Raw genomic sequence first — 23,334 nt, forward strand, 5'->3', positions numbered from 1 at the left:
CACCGAGAGAGCTCAGGTGGCAAATATCGTTGAAGTGCCTTAGACAGAACTTCCCATCCTCACTTATTGTTTCAAGGATAGAGAAACTTGCATTATCTTGCTTAAACCTCCAGAAATACGAAAGAGGGAGCTCAAGGAGCGCACAGAATATAACCTTGTTAACACCATCGTGCCCAGCTATCAGAATGGTTTCACTCCTATAGCGCTTTTTAAGCTCCTCAAGGAATGGGTTAACCCTATCGTATACCATTTTTAAGCTCTCGCCCTCAGGCATAACAACCTTCTCTGGTTCCCTCTTCCACATTTTATAGAGCTCACCGTAAGTCTGCTTAACCTCGCTTAAAAGAAGCCCTTCCCACCTGCCATGAGATATCTCCTTAAGCTCATCTCTCACAAATATGGGAGCACGATGTTCAAGATCAATGATTTTAGCGGTCTCAAGCGCTCTTTTTAAAGGACTCGAGTAGATGACATCTATTTTATAACTTGACAGAGCTTTAGCCAGCATCTCAGCTTGTCTTTTACCCTTATCATTTAGGGGGATATCAAGCTTGCCCTGATACCTGCCTTCCTTGTTCCAATCTGTCTCCCCGTGTCTAACCACTATAATCCTCATAGCGATATGAAATCCACCCTTTCAAAGCCATCTATGGATCTGATCTCCTCCAACACCTCAGGAGGTACCTTTTCATCAACACAGAGCGTCATGACTGCTTCCCCTCTTCTCTCCTTTCTCCCAACATACATGTTAGCTATATTTATGTTTCTCTCTCCAAGTATCATTCCTATCCTACCTATCATCCCAGGTCTATCATGATGACGCGTCAGAATTATATTCCCCTTAGGCTCCACATCAACCTTAAAGCCATCTATCTCTACTATCCTGGGAATGTTCCTCCCGACTAATGTTCCTGCTATTTCATAATACTCCTTTCCAACTTTAATCTCAACCTTCATGAGGTCGGTAAACTCTCCTCCGCCATCGCTTAAAGACTCGACCACCGAAATTCCCCTCTCATTCGCCATATGCACGGCGTTTATGTAGTTAACGGGTTCTCCCAAAACCGGATCAAGAAGCCCCTTAACAAAAGAAGCAGTGATAAGTGAGTATGGAAGCTTAGCCACATCTCCCATGTAAATGATGCGAATCTCATCAACGGGTCTCTTAATCCACTGACCGGCGAACTTCCCCATCTTTTCCGAAAGGTAAAGATAGGGCTTCAAGCAAGCATAAACTTCGGGAGGAACCGAGGGCATATTAACGGAGGATCTTACCGGTCCACCTTGAAGAGCCATCCAGACCTGCTCAACTACCTCAAGAGCGACTTTCTGTTGGGCTTCACAGGTTGCAGAGCCTATGTGAGGCGTAGCTATAACCTGTGGGAGCTTGATTAGAGACCAATCGATCGGTGGCTCTACCTCATGAACATCAAGAGCTGCTCCTGCTATATGACCCTCTGTTATTGCCTTGTAAAGTGCGCTTCCCTTAACTACCTTCCCTCTTGAACAATTTATAAGGTAAGCTCCTCTCTTCATCATCCTCAGTTCTCTCTCTCCTATCATGTATTTTGTCTCCTCGGTCAGAGGAACGTGAAGTGTCAAGATATCAACCTGGGCGAGAAGATCCTCAAGGGAAGGAAGAAGTCTAACATTGTATTTCTCAACATCCTCCTGCCTTATATACGGATCATAACCGAGAACTTTCATTCCAAAAGCATTAGCTCTTATAGCAACCTGTCTCCCTATCCTTCCAACACCAACTATTCCAAGAACCTTCCCATAAAGTTCAGTCCCCAAAAGCTCTCTTTTCGCCCATTTCTCACTTTTCATCAGAGAATCAGCCTTGGGAAGGTGTCTTATAAGAGCAAGCATAAGCCCCAGCGTGAGCTCAGCAGTTGATATCCTATAGCCATATGGAGCATTAAGCACAAGAACCCCATATCTGGTCGCAGCATCAGTATCTATATTATCCACCCCAACGCCAGCTCTACCTACAACCTTAAGCTTAGGAACTCCTCTGGAGAGAACCTCCTCGGTAACTCTGGTCGCAGTTCTAACGATAAGAGCATCAAATTTCCCGACCTTTTCAAGAAGCTCCTCAGGTGTTGGATGATTATACTCAACCTCCGCTCCCTTTTCCCTAAGCCACTCTATACCCACCTCATCGAGATCATCCGTTATCCATATCTTATACACCTTCAACTACCTCCTTTAAGGCATGCAGAAATGCCACCATCTCATTTTTCCCCACATATCCCATATGAGCAACCCTGAAGATCTTTCCCTTAAGGCGCCCCTGGCCTCCAGCAATCACGATATTTTTCTTAGCAAGACTTTCCTTTATATGGGAAAAACCGATTCCCTCTGGAATTTTTACCGCGCTAACCGTAGGAGAAGCACACTCCTCTGGGGGCAGAATTTCAAATCCCATTTCTCTGAGCCCGGTTCTCACGAACCGAGCAAGAGCATTATGCCTCTTCCAGGATTCCTCCAAACCTTCTTCGAGAAGAAAATCCAAAGCTACATCAAGCGCATAAAGGAGACTAACAGCAGGCGTATAGGGGGTCTGCATCGGCTCTTTTCTAAGATAGTCATCGGCAAGCTTGATATCCCAATAGTAGCTTGGAGAGGATATGGTCTGAGCTTTTTTTAAGGCTCTCTCGCTAATCGCCACGAACGCGAGTCCTGGCGGGGTCATAAGCGCCTTTTGCGAAGCCGTTAAAACCGCATCTATCCCCCACTCATCCATCTTAAGTGGGGCTCCTCCAAGAGAGCTAACCGCATCCACACAGATCAAGGTTTCAGGTAAAACTCTCCTTATAAGGAAAACAGCCTCCCTAAGCGGATTTAAGACGCCAGTTGATGTTTCATTGTGAGTCAAAAGAATTCCACTGTAGACAGCTGACTTAAGCTTTTTCTCAAGCGCGTTTAAGTCCCAGCCACTACCATACGGGAAATCTATAACATCAAGGTCAAGCCCCATTCTCCTAGCTATCTCAGCCCATCTTTCAGCGAAAACTCCATTAGATACCGATAATATTTTCTCTCCCTGCTTGAAAAGGTTAAAGAGAGCGCATTCAAGCACTCCTGTTCCCGTCCCCGGGAAGATATAAACGGGCCTCGATGTCATAAAAACCTTCTTAATTTTCTCCTGAATACCACTTAAAAGAGCGCCAAACTCCTTTCCTCTATGACTTATAACGTCCCTAAACATAGATCCTCTAACCCTCTCGGGCAGAGGTGTAGGACCTGGTACAAGCAGTATATCTCTCATTCCCCTCAGCCTGCCTTAAAGCTCAGGCTCTATAAGCCCATAGTTTCCATCTTTTCTTCTATAAACGACGCTAACCTGGTTAGTCTCAGCGTTTATAAATACGAAAAAGTCATGACCAAGAAGGTCCATCTGAAGAACCGCTTCCTCAGGAAACATAGGCTTTAAAGGAAATCTCTTAACTTTAACGATTTTGGGCTCTTCTTCAGGATGTTCCTCAACCGCTTCCTCTATAACTTCTGGTGGAATGCTCATTTTATACTTCTTAGAAAGTCTATCTTTATATCTTCTAAGCTGTTTTTCTATCTTATCGACTGCAAGATCAAGCGCTGCTTGAAAAGACTCCGCTCTCTCAACCCCTCTTAATATAACGCCATTCGCGTCCAAAGTAATTTCAACCGCAGGGGTATTACCCTCCATCTCGAGCACAACGCTCGCATCAAGTATCCTGTCAAAGTAGCGTTTCATCTTCGACAGCTTCTTTTCGACATAGTCTTTCAGTAAATCAGGCACCTCCACGCCTCTTGCGGTAATTCTAACCTGCATTGGGTTAGTCCCCCCCTTTCGAAACTATAAAACTGATTGGAAGTGTATAGTAGTATATCACAGAGAACCGCCATATTTAAAGATAACCCCTAAGGAGAGCGTTTGCTCTAAATCGGCGTTCATGATACCATAATACAAGCTTATTTGCAAAGGCATCGGGGGGAACCGCAATGGATATAGCTTTATTTGCTTTAACTTTGGCACTTGGAATAATTATAGGCAAAAAGAAATTAGCACCAGATTGGCTTATAAATAGAATAGACAAAGCCCTCACAGTAGTAATATATATTTTGATACTCCTTATAGGAATTGAAGTTGGTACCTATAAAGAAGTTTTGAAAAACATGGGAAGTATTGGTGTGAAAGCCATAGCGATAGCGCTTCTATCGATAGCGGGAAGCGCCTATTTCAGTAAGCTCATCAGCGGGAAGAGGGGAGAAGCATGAATTTAAAACCTCTTTTAGTCCTTGCTATCGGCATGCTCATAGGATATTCAGGTATCATATCTAAAAGCGTGATTGAGCTTAACTCGTCAGCCATAAGGTTAACTTTATTTGCGCTCTTCATCGTCATAGGAATAGACATGGGTAGAGAGAAAAGGCTTTGGGAAAGCCTAAGCGAGCTTAAGGGAAGGGTTTTCGCTATAGCATTTGCTGGACTTGCAGGAAGCATACTGGGAGGCACAATAGCTTCAATCCTCACGGGTACACCGTTTTCAACAGGAGTTGCCTCAGCTGCTGGAAGTGGATACTATAGCATCACCACTTTGATGCTAAAAGAGGTAGCGGGACCATCACAGGCCCTCGTAGGGTTCCTCTCAAATCTCTTGAGAGAGCTTATCGTCATCGTTGGTATGCCTATAATAGCGAAAATATGGGGTAAAGCGGGTTGTGTTGGAGCTGCTGGAGCAACGGCTATGGATACTGCACTTCCTTTCATAATAAAAAGCGTGGGTAAGGAAATAGGTGTGCTATCTTTTGCCTCAGGTGTTATAATAACCATACTTGTGCCTTTTTTAGTTCCAACTATTTACCGCCTTCTTTATGCCCTCGGCTGGTGAAGTACTCAGCGGTTGAGAGTAGGAGAGAAATAAGGTATAATCCCTCCTGAAAGGAGGAAAAAAGAATGATAAGTGTGGCGTTCTGGAAAAAGCTTGAAGGAGTGGATCCAAAGCTGCGCGGGCTTTTTCTTTCTCTTATAGAGGAAATTGAGCATCATCGTGAAGAATCCGTTACCAAAAAGGAATTCAGGGAACTTATAGAAGCACAAAGGAGAACCGAGGAAGCTATCAATAAGCTCGCTGAAGCCCAAAAGAAAACTGAAGAAGAAATAGCTAAACTAACCAAGCGAATGGATACATTCGAAGAAAGACTCGCTAAACTCGAAGAAGCCCAAATCAAAACAGAAGAAAGACTCGCTAAACTCGAAGAAACCGTCAATAAACTCGCTGAAGCCCAAAGAAAAACCGAAGAAGAAATAGCTAAACTAACACAAAGAATGAGTGCCTTCGAGAAAAGACTTGAAAAGGTGGAAGAAAGACTCGAAGGCATATCAAATTCTGTAGGCTACTCATTAGAAAACTCTGCCTACAAAGCCCTACCAAAGCTTCTTGTAGAAAGATTCGGAATCAAGATAAAGGATAGACTCATTAGACGCTATATCTCCATTAGAACCAAGGAAGTACAAGTAAACATTTATGGAGAAGCGAAAAAGAACGGCAGTGAGATCTTGATCTTAGGAGAATGTAAGGTTAGGCCATCGAAGAAGGAAATAGCGCGATTCGAGAAACATGCCAAGCAAATAGCAAGACATACGGGAAAAGAGGTATTTCTCATAATGGTGGCTCATGATTTCTCGCCTGTTATTGAAGAGCTGCTCAAAGAAAAGGGTATAGCGTATTTCTGGTCTTACGAGCTATGATATTAAGAAAGTTCCTTCATCTAACGGCAATAGCCACCATATTCACTCTTAACGCTCTCCCTTCGAATATCCATTTTCCCCTAAGCTATGGGACAAGAAGCTATGCTTGTCAAATACTCCCGTTAGCAAGCGGAGATATAAATGCTTTTATCTTAAAAGGATGGCTTTTTCCCGCAGGGGGATTATCGAAAACCCAAGGAGAGCTAACGATCAGGAAAATTGACTCGCAGGAAAGCGAAACAAGAACATTTCCTCTTATTCGAGAAAAGGCCTATTTAGAGATGAAACCAACTTTGGTTATTCTTCCCCCTGGAAACTACGAGCTAACCTTACGACTGGGAAGAGCTTTCCTGAGGTTCCACTATCCCCAAGAATAATCCCCCGCGATCAGAGACTGCCCCCGAGCATGCGGTTATCTTTGCTTTATGCACCATAAGCTCCATGAAAGTTCCTTTCAAAACCACCGGAGGAGGAACTACAATATCTCTTAGATCACGAGTTATATTTAGAGCGAGATTTTTCACCTCTGAAACTATCTCCCGCTCTCCCACAAGCGCTGGATCACATTCCAGCTTTTTTGAAAGAATCCGAGATATTAAATCCCTGGAAAAGCCAAGAATAAGCTCCTTTCCACCTTTTATACCCATACAGACCACTAAATCAGGAAGATTAAGTGCCAGCCCTTCCACGCTTGAAACGTTTTCCCATCTTACCTTTCCGAACGCTTCCTCAAGCTTAGATTTAAGCTCCTCAACCATTTTAACCTCCCTCCAAAAGCTCCCTTGCGTGCCTTAAGGCAGCATCCGATGCTCTGCCGGAGAGCATTCTCGCAAGCTCTCTTATTCTTTCCTCGCCGGTCAGCAACCTGACCCTGCTCTTAACGCTCCCTTCATCAACTACCTTATCCACAAAGTAATGATAATCTGCCTTAGAAGCTATCGAAGCAAGATGAGTAATACATATAACTTGCCTTCCCGAAGAAAGCTTCTTTATCTCCTCCGCGAGCATTTTCCCTACCTCTCCACCGATTCCTACATCTATCTCATCGAATATGAGTGTGGGAATCCCGTAGTTTCTTGATATAACACACTTTAAAGCAAAGCTTAATCGTGATATCTCCCCACCAGAGGCAATCTCACCTATGCTCTTCAACTTTTCACCCGAAGCAGGAGCCATAAGGAATCTCACCACATCAATACCGCGAGGGCCAAGTTCCCCCTGCTTAATATCTATCTTAAACAGGATTTCCCCCATGGCAAGCTTCCTTAAAACATCCTTAACCTCACTCTCGAGAAGCTTAGCAAGCTTCTTTCTCTCATACGAAATCTCACGGGCAAGCTCTCTAAGCCCTCTAAAAAGAAGATTTACCTCCTCCTCAATTTCCTGGGTCCTCTCCTCGACTTCCCTTAGCTCGCTTAGTTCCTCCTTCCATGCAGAAGCCAGCTTAAGAAGATCCGAAATGTTATCTACACCATGCTTCTTTTTTAATCTCCTTATCAGAGAAAGCCTCTCCTCAACCTCATTAAGATTCCCTTCTTCAAGCCCCAGATAATCGAGCTTTCTCGAAACAGCACTCTCAAGTTCCATCAAGAACGATAGAAAGGACTCCATTTCTTTTAAAAATGGGAGCATCTCATTCTCATAGTGGGCTATCTTCGAAAGCAACCGCTTAAGCTCGCCTATCCTCTCTATGATCCCTCCTCCCCATTCCCCCCCTTCGAGAAGAGAAAGCGCCTCTCTTAAAGAGCTTGCAAGCTCCTCAAGATTAAGAAGTCTTTCTCTCCTTGCAATAAGTTTTTCCTCCTCCCCCTCTTTAAGCGATGCCGAATCTATCTCGCTTAAGAAAAAGGATATCTCCTCTCTCTTTCGCCTAAGCTCACCTAGGTTATATAATATCTCTTCAAGCTCCCGCTTCTTTGCCAGATAAGCGGAGTAAAGCTCTTCATACCTCTTAAGCGTTTCCATAAATGCCTCTCCACCAAATTTGTCCAGAGAGCTAAGCTGATTAGATTCCTTCAGTATCCACCCATGCTCAAGCTGGCTGTGAATCTCAAACAGAGAAGAAGCCTTTTCCCTAAGGAACCCCACCGGAACCCCTCTTCCCTGATAGAACGCCCTACTTCTTCCCTCAGAATACACTTCCCGTCTTAAAATTATCTCTTCTCCGCTTTCATCCTCGAATAGTGCTTCTATCTCAGCTTTTTTAGCTCCGCTTCTAACGACCTCACCCCCCACCCTCTTTCCCAGAAGAAGAGACAAAGCCCCTACTATTATCGACTTCCCCGCACCCGTTTCACCTGTTAAAACGGTAAGATGAGGATGGAACTCTATTTCCAGCTCGTCTATTATGGCGAAATCCTTTATCCTAAGCTCTCTAATCACCCGGAACCACTCCCAGCTTGAGCTTTTTCCTTAGGAGCTTAAAAAAGCTTCTACCTTTGAATGTGATTATACACGCTGAAAATGGTGCTTTTGCTATATGTATCTCATCACCAGGGGAGAGCCTAAAACCAGCCTGCCCATCCTGAGTTAGCATTATATCCTCATGATCCGCCTCAACCTCTATTCTGACTGAGGAAGAAGAAGAAACGACTATGGGCCTGGCATAAAATGTATGCGCACATATCGGCGTTAGAACCACTGCGGGAAGACCTGGCTCAAGTATAGGACCACCCGCAGCAAGAGAGTAAGCTGTTGATCCCGTGGGAGTAGACACTATGACTCCATCAGCAGGATAAGAAGCGAGATATTCACCATTGACAAACACCTTAAGCGTTATTATCCTCGCGAATGCCCCCTTCATAACCACAAATTCATTGAGCGCATGTATTTTCTCCCCCTTGAATTGAGCTTCAAGCATCATCCTTTCCTCTATCTCATACTTTCCCTCTATAACCTTAGTAAGAGCGACCTCAAGTGTGGGAATACTCTCGGAAACAAGAAAACCAAGTCTGCCCAAGTTAATCCCCAGCATGGGAACCCCATATGGAGCCAGAAGTCTCGACGCTTTAAGAAACGTGCCATCACCACCTATAATAAGGGCAACGCTAATTGAAGAAGCAAAAGCTCTCTCTTCGAGGGAAATATCCTCCCTTTTTAAAAAAGCTCCTCCCTCTGGCAGAAGAAAGACGCTAACACCTCTTTCCTCCAGCCAAGATATTATACCGAGAGCTACCTCCCGCGCGGCTTCACCCTTCTGCGGATTTACTATTAACCCCCAAGCTGCTCGTGAGCTTCTTTTACAACCGATGTTATCATCTCCTCCTTTAAATGGGAATCTCTAAAACCTACATACAGCAGAAACTCTATATTACCCTTAGGGCCCTTTATAGGCGAGTAAGTGAGATCCAAGGGATTAAGCCTAAGCCTACATAAGACAAAACTCGCAAGATCCCTCACTACACTCTCATGAATCTCTGCACTTTTCACCACCCCACCCTTTGCCCACCTTCTCCCTGCCTCAAACTGGGGTTTAACGAGAATTACGCCTTCAGCATCCTCAGTAAGAAGCCCCTCAACTGCAGGAAGAATTTTCTTAACCGATATAAAAGATACATCTATGGCAAAAAAATCTATCTCATCGGGAACGAGATCGCGGGAAAGGTACCTTGCGTTGGTCCTCTCCATGAGTATCACTCGAGGATCGTTTCTTAATTTCCAGTGAAGCTGACCATACCCCACATCTACAGCGTAAACTTTGCGAGCTCCCTCCTTGAGCATGCAATCGGTAAAGCCACCAGTTGAAGCTCCGACATCAAGGCAGATCTTTCCCTCAAGCGATATTTCGAAGTGATCCAAAGCCCTCTTGAGCTTCAATCCTCCTCTGCTCACATAAGGGCACTCACTACCTTTAACCTTTATCTCAGCGTCAGGAGGTACCTTATCCCCTGCTTTCTCTATCCTTCTCCCATTCACAAAAACTAACCCCGCCATAAGCGCCCTTTGAGCCTTCTCCCTGCTCTCGAAAAACCCTTTTAAAACGAGGAGCTTATCTATTCTTTCCTTTTTCAGAGACGAGATACTCCTCAAGAAGCTCACTCCTCTCCCCATGCTCAATAAATTTATCAGGCAGTGCAAAGATCTCAAACTCCTTAAGCTTTATTCCCTTAGAGAGAATAATCGTCGCAATCTCTTCACCTATGCCCCCCATCCTCGCCCCCTCTTCAAAGACATAAACTCTCTTAAATCTCTCAGCCTCACTGATGATTAACTCCACGTCAAGAGGCTTCGCAAACCTAAGATCAACAACCTCAAAGCCTTCAAGACTCATGGCAAACTTATAGGTAGGCCCCAGGCAAAAGGCAACGCCTCGCGCTCCCTCCCTTAGAATTTCCCCCTTGCCAATTTCTACCTTCTCCGGAGCTTTCGTCCAATCAGGCGTTTCATCCGTTTTCCCGCGCGGATACCTTACCACAAAAGGAAGTGAGGAATCTAATGCCGTATGAAGCATATTCCTCAAAAGAACGCCATTTCTGGGACACGCTATAATAATATTTGGAACACATCTTAGGAAGACGATATCGAAAACCCCATGATGAGTAGGACCATCATCTCCCACCAAGCCCCCTCTGTCCACAGCGATAATTACAGGAAGCTTCTGAAGAGCTATGTCGTGTATAACCTGATCATAGGCTCTCTGAAGAAAAGTCGAATATATGGCAACCACAGGTCTTAATCCTCCTCTCGCGAGACCCGCTGATAGCCCGAGCATATGCTGCTCCGCTATGCCAACGTCAAAGAATCTTGAAGGAAAAGTACGAGCAAACTCCTCAAGCCCTGTGCCCTTCTTCATAGCAGCGGTCAGGCAAACTACTCTGCCATCACGAGAAGCTAGCTCCGTAGCAGTCTTTCCAAACACATGACTAAAGCTCTCCCCTTTCCCTCTTTCTATCTCTATCAGAAATGGAGGGGTACCGTGAAACCTCTCAGGATCACGTTCGGCAGGTTCATACCCCATACCCTTTTTGGTGAGAACGTGAACAACAACAGGCTTGTCAACTTGTTTGGTGCTTCTAAAAACCTCCTCAAGAAGTCCAATATCATGACCATCTATGGGACCCCAATGAATCAAGCCAAGTTCCTCAAATATAGAGCCCTTAAGAAGGAGTTTTCTCACTCTTTCTTTAATCTCCTCAAGCGCGCTTTCCGCCGCTTTTCCAAACGGAAGCCCCTCAAGAAGGGAGCGTATCTCCCCCTTTAGCTCAAGCCAGCGAGAGGCAGTCCGCAAGCGGGTCAAATGAGATGCTATAGCACCTACCCTGGGCCCTATAGCCATCTCATTATCGTTAAGTATTATTACCAGCTTCCTTTTTAAGCTTCCTATATGGTTCAACGCCTCAAGTGCCATGCCAGACATTAAAGAGGCATCTCCTATGATGGAAACTACTTCACGCTTCCCAGAAATGGCAAGCCCCAGTGCCCAAGAGAGAGAAGTTCCACTATGCCCTACGATAAATCTATCTGCTGAGCTCTCAGCCGGATTAGGAAAGCCGCTAAGCCCTCCTTTTTTTCTCAAGGTGTGGAAGGCTTCCTTCCTACCCGTTAATATCTTAAACGGATAGCACTGATGACCAACATCCCATAGAATATAGTCTTTAAATGGATCCCACACCCTCAAAAGAGCTATAGTGAGCTCCACCACTCCAAGATTCGGAGCGAGATGCCCACCATTCCTTCCCACAACTTCAACTATTAGCCTTCTTATCTCAAAGGCGAGAAGCTCAAGCTCTCCCCTGCTAAGTCTTCGTAGATCTTCGATCGTTCTCACGCTCTCCAATATCAACTTTCTCCATCCTCCTTTTTACCATAAGAGCGAGCTCAACGAGATCCTTACCCCCCTCTCCAAAGAGTTCCACCAGTGAAAGAGCTTCCTCAATAAGTCTTTCGGCTTCCGCCACTGAGTCAGAAATCCCATAAACCGCTGGATAAGTGAGCCTCTCCTCCTTACCGAAGTCCAATATATCATCCACTATTTGAAAGGCAATTCCAAGTCTTTCAGCATACTCCGTAAGAAGATGAAGTTCATTTCCGGAAGCCTCTCCCACTATTGCACCACATCGCACAGAAGCCCTTATTAAAGCCATCGTTTTCTTAGCGTGAATATCTTCTATCTTCCCTTCTGTGATGTCGAGAAGCTGACCCCCAACCATACCAGCAGGTCCCGAAGAGCTCGCAATTTCAATCAAAACTCGCTTAAGTGTACTTCCGGAAAGCCACTTCCCCAATACTTCGAAAGCATATGTTAAAAGAGCATCTCCCGCAAGAAGAGCAATTCCACATCCAAACCTTTTATGCGCCGATGGTTTACCCCGCCTAAAATCATCGTTATCCATACAAGGCAAATCATCATGAATGAGAGAGTAATTGTGAATAAGCTCTATCGCACATCCAACCGGAAGAGCCTTCGATATATCTCCCCCCACAGCTTCACATGCAGAAAGGGTTAGAAGGGGTCTGAATCTCTTACCCCCCGGGAAAACCGAATATCTCATAGCCTCAAGGAGAAGCGATGGAACAGCACTATCGCTTAACAGTTTCTCAAGAAAACCATTTATCATGGAGAGCTTTCTATCGATAGACAATCGGGCTCACTCCTCCTTTCAATAGCAATAAGGGCAATATGATTATAACAGTTTATGGTATACTTCTTAAAGAGACAAGAATAAAGGAGGGGCATTCCAATGGTAAGAATAAAGACAGCAATCTTAATCATGCTTATGCTGTCTTTAAGCATCGGTTTAGCTCATGCGATCGAAAATCCATTCCTCAAAGACGCAAAGATAAAGCTCGCTAATGCTGAGAGAATAGCGATTATTCCATTTGCAGACTATTCGCGAAATCCATTTGGAATCGGAAATAGAAGACTTCTATTCGCAATCAGGCAGAGATTCGAATCGCTCGGAAAGCTCGTGATACCAGATGAAGATGTATGGATGATCCTAAAAAAGATGGGAGTTATTCCGAAGGAAAATGAGCGCAAACTAATCCTGGAAGAACAGCTTAGGAGCTATGGCTTTAGCAGAGAGCTTGCAGAATTCATCGAGTCTCAGGACCTAAGGTACTGGAGCAAGCCATATATCCCATCTCTAACGGAGAAGCAGATTAGAGAAATAGGAAAAGCACTTAAAGCTGATATAATAGTAAGGGGCTGTATAGTAGATTATGGTGTAATAGATGTATCGAGTGGAAGCCCCATAAGCAACGTAATAGGGGGAATTGCTCCTCTTATGACAGCCCGCAGAATAGGAATTGCCCTCGCTGCCGGAAGCTACATACCATCTTCCGACAAGGAGGGCGTTGTTCAAATGACCATATATCTACAGGATGGAAGAACGGGAAGGCTTATATATGGCAAGTCTGTATTTGCCACCTATAAGCCTACCTTCTCGACTCTTAAAAGCAAGTTTGTGCTCCTAAGAGGAGCATTAAAGAGAGCGCTTGATGCCTTTTTTAACGACTTCTCAATGAATTAACGACTTTATACCGTTAAGATTGAAGTTATTGAGAAAAGACTCAGCCTCACTTAAAGACATGTTCTCAAAATTAAGAGCTACATAGGCTATCTGAGAGGGAACGGAAGCGGAGGATAAAACTACCCCTATAAAGCCTTTTTTCTCCTTCTTATAAATTTGAACAAATGCTTTAAATCCACGATACGTTGTTGTTTTAACTATAACCTCATCCGTCTCTTGATAAAACTGGGTAGGCAATCCTCCAAGCTGCGAAATATACCCTGCAACCGGTCCAAAAAGGCCAAATCCCACTATCAAGGTCGCCTTTTTACTTCCCTTTGTATATTCCCTCATGGCCATTGAAAAGGTGCTTCCGTTAAGGCTCATTGTCTGCCCCACAGGTTTCTCCGCCTTCCATCCAGCTACATCCTTAAGATATGGATAAATCTTGTCATATTTGGGAACCTTCCAAGCAAGCGCATTTCCACAAACGACTAATGAGAGAATCAAGGCAAATAAAAACGCCTTTCTCAAGTTCCATCTCACCTCCTTTCGTTAAACTCCTTCCACCGCTTATAAAGCTTGCGGTCATAAAGAGATGGGAAAAGCTTTCTTAAGAGGATATAAAACCTATATCGCGGAGGCCAGATAAGCTTTCTTTTCCCCCCAAGGTAAGCACGATAAACCGCATTTACAAACTTCACCGGGTCTTCTCTCTCTCCAAGGGGTGGATGCTTCATGGTTCCTAAAGTGTTTTCAGGAAAATCAGTCTTAATCCTACCGGCTTCTACGTTTAGAACGCTTATTCCTCTTTCTATAAGCTCTCCCCTTAAGCTTTCCATCATGGAGCTTAAAGCAGACTTGCTCGCACCATATCCTCCCATAAAGGGAACCGGAAGATAGGCGGTTATCGACGAAATGTTGATTATCCAGCTTCCTTCCCCCATATACTTTAAAGCCTCACGCGTCATTCTCCACGGGGAAAAGAAGTTTACCTCAAAGACCTTTCTCAGATCCTCCTCTCTCATTCTCTCAAAGCTCTCATATATGCCTATACCAGCGTTGTTTATAAGAACATCAATCTGTCCAAAGGCATCAAGTGCCCTCTCTACAACAATTCTTTCGTTACCCTGAAGAGCATCATAAACGCAAGTCTCAACCTCCGCTGAGGAGAGCTTCTCTTTAAGAAGAGCAAGCTTCCTCTCAGAACGTCCAGCGATAAGGAGAGAAAAACCCTCATCCTTAAACTTCTTGCTTAGAGCTCTTCCTATGCCTCCCGTTGCTCCAGTTACGATGCAAACCCTTGGTTTCATAGCATCTCATTCAAAAGGTCAAGGTAATCGACGATAAGGCGAGTTATAAGGAACCTCTTGCGAACGTACTCCTTAGCATTCCTTCCTACCTCTCTTGCCATTTCAGGATCCTTTATTATCTCCACTATCTTCCTCGCAAAGCCATCATAATCGTAAGGATCGAGAAGAAAGCCAGTTTCTCCATCCACTATTTGAATGGGAATTCCCCCAACCTTTGAAGCAACTACTGGTTTCCCCTTCCAGAGCGCCTCTGTAACGCTCAAACCAAAACCTTCCCTAAGCGACTTTTGAACGACCACTGCAGAAATTCTCTGAAGAATGTTAACGAGAATATTGTTTTCACTCGTGATAAGAATTACATCGCGCTTGCAATCGAGATTATTCCTGCAAATCTCATCTACCTTTCTCCTAACCCTGTTATATATCTCTACCCCTTCCGGATCATCGAGAGCCATGCTTCCACAAAGGATAAGCCTGCAATCCACCTCTTCCTTAACCTTACTGAAAATCTCAAGAACCCCTTCAGGATCCTTCCACTTATCGAAACGTGAAACCTGAAGAATTATGGGTTTATCCATTGGAATCCTGAATTTGTTAAGATACTTAGCCATGGTTTCCTCATTGAGATCCATATTCTTGGGAGAAAGCGGATCTATCGCTGGATGAATTATTTTTTGCTCGACGGGAAGGTCTGGGCTCTTATAATCCTCGCTCGAGACTATAACAACGTCATATCTAAGGATAAAACCCTTTAGAAAGTCCCACAGCTCCTTGTTAGGAGCTGAGAGATCCACATGGCATCTCCAGAACCATGGTTGTTTCTTCCTATAAAATGAGATCAGAGGTAGAGGTTGTGGATCATGTATCATAACAAAATCGTGTTCGATGGTGCAATAGCTCGCAAAGTCTTGATTAGTTCTAACATAAAGTTCCTTCTTTATTTCGGTCATGTTGATATCGTCCCCTTGAAGTGCGTTATGAAACTTCTTGGTGGTATCGAAAAAGTCAGGAGATCCGGGGATTATGCGCCAATCCGCCCTTATCCCAGCATCGTTTAAGAGAGGAACGAAAGATCGTAAGATTTCAGCAACCCCGCCCCCATAGTAGGTGGAGTTTATATGAAGAAATCTCGTACCGTAAAGCTTCCTCGCCTTTCTATAGATCTCAGCTATGGCTCGATCACCAACGACTCTCCTGTAATCAGAAAGCCTTCTATCCATCGAATATCACCTTCCCGATATCAGTTTTCTCAATATTCTTCTAACTTCTGTATAAGAATCAACGTAGTACTTAGCATTCGAAGCTCCAAAACCTACCTTTATGGTATAAGCCCTCTCGGGCATCGAAAAGAACATGTCCTCATCGGTCCAGTCATCTCCCATCGCAAGGATGAAATCCCAATCGGCATTAACAAGCCACTCATTAGCAGCCCTACCCTTATTCACTCCAAGATTTCTCACCTCTATTACCCTACTGCCTTCCAAAACCACAAGGTTAAAGTTTTCGGTGAGCTGAAGAAGAGCGCTTTTAAGCTCCCTCGCTCTAAATGAAGCGAGCCTTATGTCCGCTTTTCTGTAATGCCATGCGAGGGAAAATTCCTTCTCTTCGATGAAAGTACCGGGAGTTCTATCCACGTAAAACTCCAGTATGGGTTTTATCTCGGTCTTCCAGTCGTTTCTCAAAGCCTCTATCATACGCCAGCTTCCGCCTTTTTCCTTGATCCAAGCTCCATGCTCTGCAACGAGTGAGACACCAAGCTTCCCAAACCACTTCTCGAGGGTACCCCTATCTCTTCCACTTATTATAACCACCTCGTTTTTCCGCTCCGCTGAGAGTTTCCTTAATATATCTTTAAGTCTGGAATCCGGTTTCGCCTTCTCAGGTCTATCAGCAAATGGGACAAGGGTTCCATCATAATCGAGGAATAGAAGACGAGCTTCACCCGAGAGATAATCTTCAACCATCTTTTCGAGCACCTCATCTGAGAGCTTCCAAGACTGGTGTCTCTTTTGGAGATTTTTAGCATGAAAGAGTCTCTCCATAAAATCGTTAGCCCATCTTATAACCGTATATCTTCTTAATCTGTCCTGCATAGCACGGTTCCTTTCCCTCTGTTCGTCTTCTCCCATTTCAAGAGCGGTTTTTATCGCACTGATCACACACTCCTTATCCTCAGGGTTAACGATTATAGCCTCTCCTAACTCCTTAGAAGCCCCCGCCATTTCACTCAAGATAAGCACCCCGTGCCCATCAATCTTAGTGGCAAGATACTCCTTTGCAACCAGATTCATACCATCCCTTAAGGGAGTGATAAGCGCAATATCAGCTATGCTATAAAGGGCAACGAGACTATGAAACGGCAGAGACCTATAAAGATACCAAATTGGGACCCAGCCAATCGTTCCAAATCTACCGTTTATCCTTCCCACAACCTCGTCAACCTGTCTTTTAAGCTCCATATAGCGTTCTACCTTAGTTCTCGAGGGCACAGCTACCAGAAGAAAGGTAACCTTTTCCCTATAAGCGGGATATCTCTCAAGGAAAGCTTCAAAGGCAGAAAGTCTCTCCAAAATCCCCTTGGTATAGTCCAAGCGATCCATCGAGAGGACTATTATCCTATCCCCTATCTTATTCCTGAACTTTCTTATCTCTCTTTGAACCTCCCTTGTCTGAACCGCACTCGAAAATCTATGATAATCTATTCCCATAGGAAACGCATCAACCTTAACCGATCTATCCCCCGTCCATATCTGACCGAGAGTATGTTCGAGACCTAAGATTCTATGAACGCTATCTAAGAAATAAAGCGCATAATCATAGGTATGAAAGCCTACAAGATCAGACCCCAGCATTCCGCTTAAGATATCGCTTCTCCAAGGAAGAAGTCGAAAGACCTCATAAGATGGAAAGGGTATATGGAGAAAGAAGCCTATCGTTAAATCCGGCTTCCTCTTCCTGAGCATCTTTGGAAGAAGCATGAGATGATAATCGTGAATCCAGACTATATCATTATCTTTAAGTATCTTAAGAAGCTCCTTACAAAACTCCGAGTTAACCCTCTCATAATCCCGCCACATGGAAACATCGTAAATCGCATACTCAGGAAAATAATGAAAGAGGGGCCATATCGCCTTGTTTGAGAAGCCATAATAATATCCCTCTATATCTGCCTGAGAGAGAAAAACGGGATAACAGCCCTCCCTAAGAAGAAGCTCTCTAAGTTCCTCTCTCTTTCCTCTCTTCAGCCTATCAGAAGACACGCCAGGCCATCCCACCCAGAGACTATCACCAAAAGATTTATAAAATGAGGATAAACCGGTGGCAAGGCCTCCTACGCTCCTTTGAAGTTGAAACTCCCCCTTCCTAATCGACACGGTATAAGGCAATCTGTTTGAAACGATAACAAGCCTTTTCATCTAATTCCCCACCTTTCTCTAAAAGGCTATAACAATTTATAAATACAGTCAAGAGGAAATGAACTCGCTATGCTATAATAGGCATATGAAGATCGCGATCGAAAAATTAAAGGAGATTAACGCTCAGGAGATTAAGCGCGCTCTTAAGAGCATAATAGACGCGCTTGGAGGAGTTGAGAGGTTCGTCTCGCCTGGGGATAAGGTGCTTATAAAGCCTAATCTTCTTTCTCCCTCAAAGATAGAGGAGGCAAGAATAACAGATCCCCGACTTATAGAAGCAATGGTTCAGCTCATACACCCGATAGCCTCCGAGATTTGGATAGGGGATAGCTCTGGTGTTTCAACGAGGAGTGCCACACGCGAAACGATGAAAAGCGCTAAACTGGATGAACTTCCCAATCTATACCCCAAGGTAAAGCTAAGAAACTTCGATGAGGAGGAAAAAAGAATCACTAAGATAAGCCTCGGAAAAAGAGGAGAGACCCAAGTCGCTCTAGCAGAAGCGGTATTCCAAGCCGATAAGGTCATAAATCTGCCGAAGCTTAAAACGCATAACTTTACGATTATGACGTGCGCAGTAAAAAATACATTTGGGTGTCTTCCCGGGAGCCAAAAAGCGAGAATACACGCGGAAGCCAAGGATCCAATAAGCTTCTCACATGCTCTTATAGATATTCACTTAGAGGTTAAGCCTACTCTATCCATAGTTGATGCCACCCTTTCGATGGAAGGAGAGGGACCCGCTTGGGGAAAGCCCATTGAAACCGGGCTTATCTTCGGGGGAGAGAGCGCCTTCGCGGTTGACATGGTGGCTGCTAAAATCATGGGATTAAGACCGGAAAAGGTGCCAACCATAAAGGTCGCCCAGGAAAGAGGATTGAACCCCAGCGAGATAGAAATTGAGGGAGAGAGCTTAAGCAACATTAGCTTTAACTTTAAGACACCGAGAAGCGTCCTGTTTATAAGAACCCTACCTTCATTCATATGGAGAAGCTTTACTCCGAGGGTCAGAATGAATCAAGAAAAGTGTATCAAATGTGGAATATGTGCCAGTAATTGTCCTGCTAAGGCTATAGCGCTTGATCCCTTTCCCCAGGTCGATGACTCAAGATGCATTCTGTGCTTTTGCTGTCATGAGCTCTGTCCCGTTGGAGCGGTGTATATTCAGGAAAGACTATTATCCAAAATTTTACTGCGTGGGGTGATCTAAGCTGAACTTAGCTCTTAAGTTAACCTTTCTGAGAATGCTTCTCGCCATTCCGTTTATGGCATCCTGCTTATTGGAAAAGAGCGAGCTAAAGGTCATCTCTATCCTGATATTTGCGATAGCTTCCTTGACCGACTATTTAGATGGTAGGATAGCACGGGCTTATGGAATAGTCACGGATGCGGGAAAGATACTCGACCCCATAGCGGACAAAATTCTTATTACCTCCGCCTTTGTTAGTTTCGTACAAATAGACAAGATACCCGCATGGATAGCCGTAGTCATTATAGCCCGAGAGTTTCTGGTAACAGGCTTAAGAATAATAGCTGCGAAGCGAAGCTTGGTTATAGCGGCAAGCCCATTCGGCAAGGCAAAGATGGTTCTCCAAACCATTACGGTTTTCATAATACTCGGAGGATTAGGAGAAGCTATAGACCTTCTCTTTATATGGGCAACCGCCATAATTACCATACTCTCTGGAGCTGATTATTTCATAAAGAATAGAGCCATTTTGAAGGAAGCCCTCAAGGAGGGAGGATAAGCATTATGAGCGCGCTCCTTCTGGTAGTAATAGGTTTCCTTTGCGGTTCCTTTCCAACGGGGTATGTATATGCAAAGCTCACCGCAGGTATAGACATAAGAAAGTATGGAAGCGGAAATATAGGCATGGCAAACTTAAGGAGAACCTTAGGAAGAAAAGCCGGGTTGATAACGCTTGCTGGAGATCTGGCTAAGGGAGCAATACCCTATTTAATAGCATTGAAGTTAACCAGTTCATACTCTATAGCCTTATCCTCCGGCTTTGCAGCGATATGTGGACATATATGGACACCCTTTTTAGGGTTTAAGGGAGGAAAGGGAATAGCAACAACCTTTGGCGTTCTCGCAGCGGCGTGTTTACCCGTGGCTTTACTTTCGGCATTCGTTTGGTATCTCATAGTTAAGATAACGAGGTATTCCTCATTAGGATCCCTATGTGGCGTGGGCTCAAGTATAGCTTGGGCTTACGCAGTGCCTTTCTCTCCGAAGCTCCTTCCTTACTTTTCCATGATAGCTTTTTTGCTCTCTATTTATACACACAGAGCAAACATAAAAAGGCTTCTTAGGGGGGAGGAGCTAACTATAGATGGCAAACCAAAGGTTAGAAAAGCTTAAATCGCTTATCTCTCCCTGCAAGATCTGCCCTCTTAAATGCGGAGTGAACAGAAGCAAGGGAGAGGCGGGGTTTTGCAAGGTAGCAACGCTCAAACCGATGATAAGCAGTTACGGTCCCCACTTCGGTGAGGAAAGCTTCTTGGTAGGTAGGGGTGGCTCCGGAACGATATTCTTCACATACTGCAACTTAAGATGTGTCTTCTGCCAAAATTATGATATAAGCCAGCTTGGATCAGGTAGGGAAATAGAAGTAGAAGATCTCGTTAAGATAATGCTTATACTTCAAAAAGCCGGTTGTCATAACATAAATCTTGTGACCCCAACCCCACATGTCTATTCCATAGCACAAGCTATAGAAATCGCCCGAGAAAAAGGGCTTGAGATTCCCATAGTCTATAACACGGGGGGATACGACTCCGTTGAAACGCTTAGGGCTCTAAAAGGCCTTATAGATATATACATGCCCGATTTCAAGTATGGTAGATCAGATCTTGGTGAGATGTACTCCAAGGTGAAAAACTATACAGAAATCGCTCTGGGGGCTATTGATGAGATGCTATCTCAAGTAGGGCATCTGGAAATGGACCCCCGTGGGGTAGCCATCAAGGGCGTCTTTATAAGACATCTCATTCTACCCAACGATAGTGCCGCATCGTTCGAAGCTCTTAAAATCCTTGCAGAAAACTTTCCCAGAATAGCGGTAAACATAATGGATCAGTATTACCCAACTTATCTCGCAAGAAGCTACCCCTACATATCAAGAAGAATAAACGGAAGAGAATGGAGAGAGGTTTATAACTTCGCTAAGAGCCTTAATATAAGAATAGTAAGCTAACGCCTCTCACGATCATGGCTAAGATATAAGCCAAGACAGTAGTAAGCAAAACCACAAAGAGGGCTTTTCGCGTACCTATTTCCTTGAGAAGAGCTCCGAGCGTGGAGACGCACGGAAAGTAAAATACCACAAACACGGTAAATACAAGCATTTGAACCGCGCTTAGAATAGCGAGATTTCCACCGAGAGCCTGCTTTAGCATGAGCAGAGAGAGCTCCTTGCGCATTATACCGAAGATGAGGGTAACGCCCACCTGAGACGGAAGCCCCAAAGTTCCCGTTATAAACGAGAGAAAAGAGTTAAGCTTAGACTCAAGCCCATAGTATGTTAGAAGCGACAGGGCTATGCTTCCTCCTATAAGAAGAGGCCAAGCTATGACTATGAATTCTCGTAAGCGAAGCCAAGTTTTAGCCAAGACCGTCCTCAAGGTAGGAAGACGATATGGCGGGACTTCCATTATAAGCCCCTCACAGTATCCCGGCAAAAGCCTTGAAAAGATCCATCCTACAAGACCGATCATAAATAAGTTTAAAGCGTATATAAAGAAAGCCCAACCTCCACCGAGATAAAAACCAACGAGCCCCATTATTATGGTCATTCGAGCAGCACACGGAACCATAACCGCCAGAATGGATGCCACAAACCTATCTCGTGGGCTATCGAGAATCCTCACTGCCATTACCGCGGGAACATTGCAACCGTAGCCGAGAACCAGCGGTAAAACCGCCTTACCGTGGAGACCTATTCTGTGCATAAGCGCATCCATTAAAAAAGCGATTCTCGGAAGATAGCCAAGGTCCTCAAGGAAAGATAATCCCAGAAGAAAAGGTAAAAGATAGGGAAGAACTATTGCAAGACCGCCGGTGAATCCATCATACACGCCCTTAAAAATGAAAAAGGAAAGCCCCTTGGCACGGAACGTCGTTGAAATCCCGTTAAAAATAGATTCGAAAAGGCTTAACAGGGGTTCCTCAAGAAGCGCTCCGAACCTAAATACCAAGGAAAAGAACGCATAAAGGGTTAGAAAAAGAAAGGGATAGCCTATATACGGATTAAGGAGTATCGCATCTATTCTATCCCTGAAGGAGGGCTTCACTCTACGAACACGCGATACCTCCTCAAAAATAGAAAAGGCAAGCGAGTGCCTTTGTGAGGCTATTATCTCCTCAGGCGTTCTCTCATGCCCCTCGAAGAGCTTTTTTCTTACATCCTCCACAAAACCCTTAAGATCTGGAGAATATCTATAAACCATGGATGATATCTCCTCATCCTGCTCTATAAGCTTGAGAGCTATAAATCTCGAGGGAAACTTCCCAACGATCTCTATTTTCTTTAGCCTATCCTCAAGGCTGATAATATACCTTTCCACGCCCCTACAGAACTTTGGGGGAGATGTCTTAACGCCCTCCTCCACCGCCTTTAAGGCCGTCTCAAAGAGCTCCTTCACACCCTTACCTCTCTTGGCAATTGCCGGAACCACCGGAACACCAAGTATCTCAGAGAGCTTATCCACATCTATAACTATTCCCTTTTCAAGCGCTTCATCCATCATGTTTAAGCAAACTATCATAGGTAGCTCAAGTTCCATAAGCTCTATCGTAAATTCTAAGCTCCTTGAAAGAAGAGAGGCATCTATTACGTTAATATAAAGGTCTGCACCGGTTCGCAGTATAAACCTGCGTGATTCCCTTTCCGCCTCATCCGTGGGAGAAAGCGAATAGATCCCAGGCAAATCTATAAGCTCAAAGACTCTGTTGCCAAATCGAACATCGCTTATAGTATAAGAAACCGTTGTACCGGGAAAGTTAGATGTCACAGACCTGTACCCCGCTACCTGATTAAATATCGTGCTCTTCCCACAATTAGGTTGACCTACAAGAGCTATCCTCAGCTTATCCTTTCCACCCAAATTCTTGAAGCAACTCCTTTCCCAAGGGCAACTCTCGTGTTGTTAACCTCTATCATTATGGGCCCGCCAAAGAAAGCGCTTTTAGAAACGCGAACCTCTATGCCCGGCATAACGCCGAGCTGAATCAATCTCATCCTAAACCCTCTTCCTCCCATTATGCTAACTACCCTGCCTCTTTCCCCTTCACGAAGTCTATCGAGAGAAATGACGTCTTTCATCTTATCCTCACCCTCGCTCATAAACAAAGAGCGCAAAATGCTTTCCAAAAATCTTAGCTTCGTTTATTATAGCACAGAAGGTGATATAATAAG

At 44.5% G+C, this 23,334-nt stretch carries 24 protein-coding genes; 8 read left to right on the forward strand and 16 right to left on the reverse strand.

The window, feature by feature from the left end; genetic code table 11:
* The 4 genes from cobC to raiA form a co-directional block, all read right to left on the reverse strand.
* The coding region (gene cobC, locus J7M13_00950; protein ID MCD6362561.1) for an alpha-ribazole phosphatase at positions 1-616 on the reverse strand (616 nt) is incomplete at its 3' end.
* A complete protein-coding gene (locus J7M13_00955) occupies positions 613-2,196 on the reverse strand; it encodes a phosphoglycerate dehydrogenase (protein MCD6362562.1) in 1,584 nt (527 codons plus the stop codon). The genes J7M13_00955 and cobC, both read right to left, overlap by 4 nt.
* On the reverse strand, positions 2,189-3,274 hold the full coding sequence (locus tag J7M13_00960) for an alanine--glyoxylate aminotransferase family protein (GenBank protein MCD6362563.1): 1,086 nt from the start codon (positions 3,272-3,274) through the stop codon (positions 2,189-2,191). Before J7M13_00960 ends, J7M13_00955 begins: the two co-directional genes overlap by 8 nt.
* A gap of 15 nt (positions 3,275-3,289) precedes the next feature.
* Entirely contained in the window at positions 3,290-3,817 is a 528-nt protein-coding gene (gene raiA / locus J7M13_00965) for a ribosome-associated translation inhibitor RaiA (protein ID MCD6362564.1), read from the reverse strand.
* 170 nt (positions 3,818-3,987) lie between these two features.
* Here raiA and J7M13_00970 point away from each other — a divergent pair, with 170 nt between their 5' ends.
* The 3 genes from J7M13_00970 to J7M13_00980 all read left to right on the forward strand — a co-directional run bounded on the left by J7M13_00970 (position 3,988) and on the right by J7M13_00980 (position 5,737).
* Positions 3,988-4,263 (forward strand): LysO family transporter, encoded by a 276-nt coding sequence (locus J7M13_00970; protein ID MCD6362565.1) that lies wholly within the window; start codon positions 3,988-3,990, stop codon positions 4,261-4,263.
* Positions 4,260-4,877 carry a lysine exporter LysO family protein gene (locus J7M13_00975; GenBank protein MCD6362566.1) on the forward strand — a complete coding sequence of 206 codons (618 nt, stop codon included), beginning with the start codon at positions 4,260-4,262 and terminating at the stop codon, positions 4,875-4,877. Before J7M13_00970 ends, J7M13_00975 begins: the two co-directional genes overlap by 4 nt.
* Positions 4,878-4,942: 65 nt before the next feature.
* Complete coding sequence (locus J7M13_00980; protein ID MCD6362567.1) at positions 4,943-5,737, forward strand: hypothetical protein; 795 nt, start codon at positions 4,943-4,945, stop codon at positions 5,735-5,737.
* Between the two features lie 329 nt (positions 5,738-6,066).
* Here the strand turns inward: J7M13_00980 and J7M13_00985 are convergent, their stop codons facing one another.
* The 6 genes from J7M13_00985 to J7M13_01010 are packed head-to-tail and all read right to left on the reverse strand — an operon-like array spanning position 6,067 to position 12,294.
* Positions 6,067-6,495: a hypothetical protein gene (locus tag J7M13_00985; protein ID MCD6362568.1), complete on the reverse strand. Its 429-nt coding sequence runs from the start codon at positions 6,493-6,495 to the stop codon at positions 6,067-6,069.
* A gap of 1 nt (position 6,496) precedes the next feature.
* Positions 6,497-8,119: a DNA repair protein RecN gene (gene recN / locus J7M13_00990; GenBank protein MCD6362569.1), complete on the reverse strand. Its 1,623-nt coding sequence runs from the start codon at positions 8,117-8,119 to the stop codon at positions 6,497-6,499.
* Positions 8,112-8,987: an NAD(+)/NADH kinase gene (locus tag J7M13_00995; protein MCD6362570.1), complete on the reverse strand. Its 876-nt coding sequence runs from the start codon at positions 8,985-8,987 to the stop codon at positions 8,112-8,114. The genes recN and J7M13_00995 overlap by 8 nt, the downstream gene beginning before the upstream one ends.
* Positions 8,948-9,748, reverse strand: coding sequence for a TlyA family RNA methyltransferase (locus tag J7M13_01000; protein MCD6362571.1), 801 nt, complete (start codon positions 9,746-9,748; stop codon positions 8,948-8,950). The genes J7M13_00995 and J7M13_01000 overlap by 40 nt, the downstream gene beginning before the upstream one ends.
* Entirely contained in the window at positions 9,726-11,519 is a 1,794-nt protein-coding gene (locus tag J7M13_01005; protein MCD6362572.1) for a 1-deoxy-D-xylulose-5-phosphate synthase, read from the reverse strand. The genes J7M13_01000 and J7M13_01005 overlap by 23 nt, the downstream gene beginning before the upstream one ends.
* A complete protein-coding gene (locus J7M13_01010) occupies positions 11,473-12,294 on the reverse strand; it encodes a polyprenyl synthetase family protein (protein ID MCD6362573.1) in 822 nt (273 codons plus the stop codon). Before J7M13_01010 ends, J7M13_01005 begins: the two co-directional genes overlap by 47 nt.
* Before the next feature lie 123 nt (positions 12,295-12,417).
* On the opposite strand from J7M13_01010, the gene J7M13_01015 reads away from it, so the two are divergent.
* The gene (locus J7M13_01015; protein ID MCD6362574.1) at positions 12,418-13,209 is read left to right on the forward strand and encodes a hypothetical protein; all 792 of its coding nucleotides are present in this window, start codon (positions 12,418-12,420) and stop codon (positions 13,207-13,209) included.
* Here the strand turns inward: J7M13_01015 and J7M13_01020 are convergent.
* Genes J7M13_01020 through J7M13_01035 form a run of 4 tightly spaced genes read right to left on the reverse strand, consistent with a single transcriptional unit; the run spans position 13,198 to position 17,917 of the window.
* Positions 13,198-13,722 carry a hypothetical protein gene (locus J7M13_01020; GenBank protein MCD6362575.1) on the reverse strand — a complete coding sequence of 175 codons (525 nt, stop codon included), beginning with the start codon at positions 13,720-13,722 and terminating at the stop codon, positions 13,198-13,200. The genes J7M13_01015 and J7M13_01020 overlap by 12 nt on opposite strands.
* Before the next feature lie 8 nt (positions 13,723-13,730).
* Positions 13,731-14,501: an SDR family oxidoreductase gene (locus tag J7M13_01025; protein MCD6362576.1), complete on the reverse strand. Its 771-nt coding sequence runs from the start codon at positions 14,499-14,501 to the stop codon at positions 13,731-13,733.
* Positions 14,498-15,721 (reverse strand): glycosyltransferase, encoded by a 1,224-nt coding sequence (locus J7M13_01030; protein MCD6362577.1) that lies wholly within the window; start codon positions 15,719-15,721, stop codon positions 14,498-14,500. Before J7M13_01030 ends, J7M13_01025 begins: the two co-directional genes overlap by 4 nt.
* 6 nt (positions 15,722-15,727) lie before the next feature.
* Positions 15,728-17,917, reverse strand: a complete 2,190-nt coding sequence (locus J7M13_01035) for a bifunctional alpha,alpha-trehalose-phosphate synthase (UDP-forming)/trehalose-phosphatase (GenBank protein MCD6362578.1) — start codon at positions 17,915-17,917, stop codon at positions 15,728-15,730.
* Between the two features lie 58 nt (positions 17,918-17,975).
* Here J7M13_01035 and J7M13_01040 point away from each other — a divergent pair, with 58 nt between their 5' ends.
* From J7M13_01040 to J7M13_01055, 4 genes are read left to right on the forward strand one after another with little or no spacing between them, the layout of a single operon-like run.
* Positions 17,976-19,127: a DUF362 domain-containing protein gene (locus J7M13_01040; GenBank protein ID MCD6362579.1), complete on the forward strand. Its 1,152-nt coding sequence runs from the start codon at positions 17,976-17,978 to the stop codon at positions 19,125-19,127.
* A gap of 34 nt (positions 19,128-19,161) precedes the next feature.
* On the forward strand, positions 19,162-19,665 hold the full coding sequence (pgsA, locus tag J7M13_01045; GenBank protein ID MCD6362580.1) for a CDP-diacylglycerol--glycerol-3-phosphate 3-phosphatidyltransferase: 504 nt from the start codon (positions 19,162-19,164) through the stop codon (positions 19,663-19,665).
* Between the two features lie 5 nt (positions 19,666-19,670).
* Positions 19,671-20,279 (forward strand): glycerol-3-phosphate 1-O-acyltransferase PlsY, encoded by a 609-nt coding sequence (plsY, locus tag J7M13_01050; protein ID MCD6362581.1) that lies wholly within the window; start codon positions 19,671-19,673, stop codon positions 20,277-20,279.
* On the forward strand, positions 20,251-21,114 hold the full coding sequence (locus J7M13_01055) for a radical SAM protein (GenBank protein ID MCD6362582.1): 864 nt from the start codon (positions 20,251-20,253) through the stop codon (positions 21,112-21,114). The genes plsY and J7M13_01055 overlap by 29 nt, the downstream gene beginning before the upstream one ends.
* Here J7M13_01055 and feoB read toward each other — a convergent pair.
* Positions 21,092-23,005 (reverse strand): ferrous iron transport protein B, encoded by a 1,914-nt coding sequence (feoB, locus tag J7M13_01060; GenBank protein ID MCD6362583.1) that lies wholly within the window; start codon positions 23,003-23,005, stop codon positions 21,092-21,094. The two genes, J7M13_01055 and feoB, sit on opposite strands and share 23 nt — an antisense overlap.
* The gene (locus J7M13_01065; protein MCD6362584.1) at positions 23,002-23,241 is read right to left on the reverse strand and encodes a ferrous iron transport protein A; all 240 of its coding nucleotides are present in this window, start codon (positions 23,239-23,241) and stop codon (positions 23,002-23,004) included. Before J7M13_01065 ends, feoB begins: the two co-directional genes overlap by 4 nt.
* Positions 23,242-23,334: the final 93 nt, after the last annotated feature.

Source organism: Synergistota bacterium (assembly GCA_021159885.1).
Taxonomy (GTDB): Bacteria; Synergistota; GBS-1; order GBS-1; family GBS-1; genus AUK310.

Excerpts from the sequence above, each read along its gene's own strand:
- plsY (MCD6362581.1), top strand. The coding sequence starts at position 19,671 with ATGAGCGCGCTCCTTCTGGTAGTAATAGGTTTCCTTTGCGGTTCCTTT.
- pgsA (MCD6362580.1), top strand. The coding sequence starts at position 19,162 with ATGCTTCTCGCCATTCCGTTTATGGCATCCTGCTTATTGGAAAAGAGC.
- J7M13_01065 (MCD6362584.1), bottom strand. The coding sequence starts at position 23,241 with ATGAAAGACGTCATTTCTCTCGATAGACTTCGTGAAGGGGAAAGAGGC.
- J7M13_01030 (MCD6362577.1), bottom strand. The coding sequence starts at position 15,721 with ATGGATAGAAGGCTTTCTGATTACAGGAGAGTCGTTGGTGATCGAGCC.
- J7M13_01055 (MCD6362582.1), top strand. The coding sequence starts at position 20,251 with ATGGCAAACCAAAGGTTAGAAAAGCTTAAATCGCTTATCTCTCCCTGC.
- J7M13_01025 (MCD6362576.1), bottom strand. The coding sequence starts at position 14,501 with ATGAAACCAAGGGTTTGCATCGTAACTGGAGCAACGGGAGGCATAGGA.
- J7M13_00985 (MCD6362568.1), bottom strand. The coding sequence starts at position 6,495 with ATGGTTGAGGAGCTTAAATCTAAGCTTGAGGAAGCGTTCGGAAAGGTA.
- J7M13_00970 (MCD6362565.1), top strand. The coding sequence starts at position 3,988 with ATGGATATAGCTTTATTTGCTTTAACTTTGGCACTTGGAATAATTATA.
- J7M13_01010 (MCD6362573.1), bottom strand. The coding sequence starts at position 12,294 with ATGATAAATGGTTTTCTTGAGAAACTGTTAAGCGATAGTGCTGTTCCA.
- J7M13_01040 (MCD6362579.1), top strand. The coding sequence starts at position 17,976 with ATGAACTCGCTATGCTATAATAGGCATATGAAGATCGCGATCGAAAAA.
- J7M13_01015 (MCD6362574.1), top strand. The coding sequence starts at position 12,418 with ATGGTAAGAATAAAGACAGCAATCTTAATCATGCTTATGCTGTCTTTA.
- J7M13_00960 (MCD6362563.1), bottom strand. The coding sequence starts at position 3,274 with ATGAGAGATATACTGCTTGTACCAGGTCCTACACCTCTGCCCGAGAGG.
- J7M13_00975 (MCD6362566.1), top strand. The coding sequence starts at position 4,260 with ATGAATTTAAAACCTCTTTTAGTCCTTGCTATCGGCATGCTCATAGGA.
- J7M13_00980 (MCD6362567.1), top strand. The coding sequence starts at position 4,943 with ATGATAAGTGTGGCGTTCTGGAAAAAGCTTGAAGGAGTGGATCCAAAG.
- J7M13_01035 (MCD6362578.1), bottom strand. The coding sequence starts at position 17,917 with ATGAAAAGGCTTGTTATCGTTTCAAACAGATTGCCTTATACCGTGTCG.
- raiA (MCD6362564.1), bottom strand. The coding sequence starts at position 3,817 with ATGCAGGTTAGAATTACCGCAAGAGGCGTGGAGGTGCCTGATTTACTG.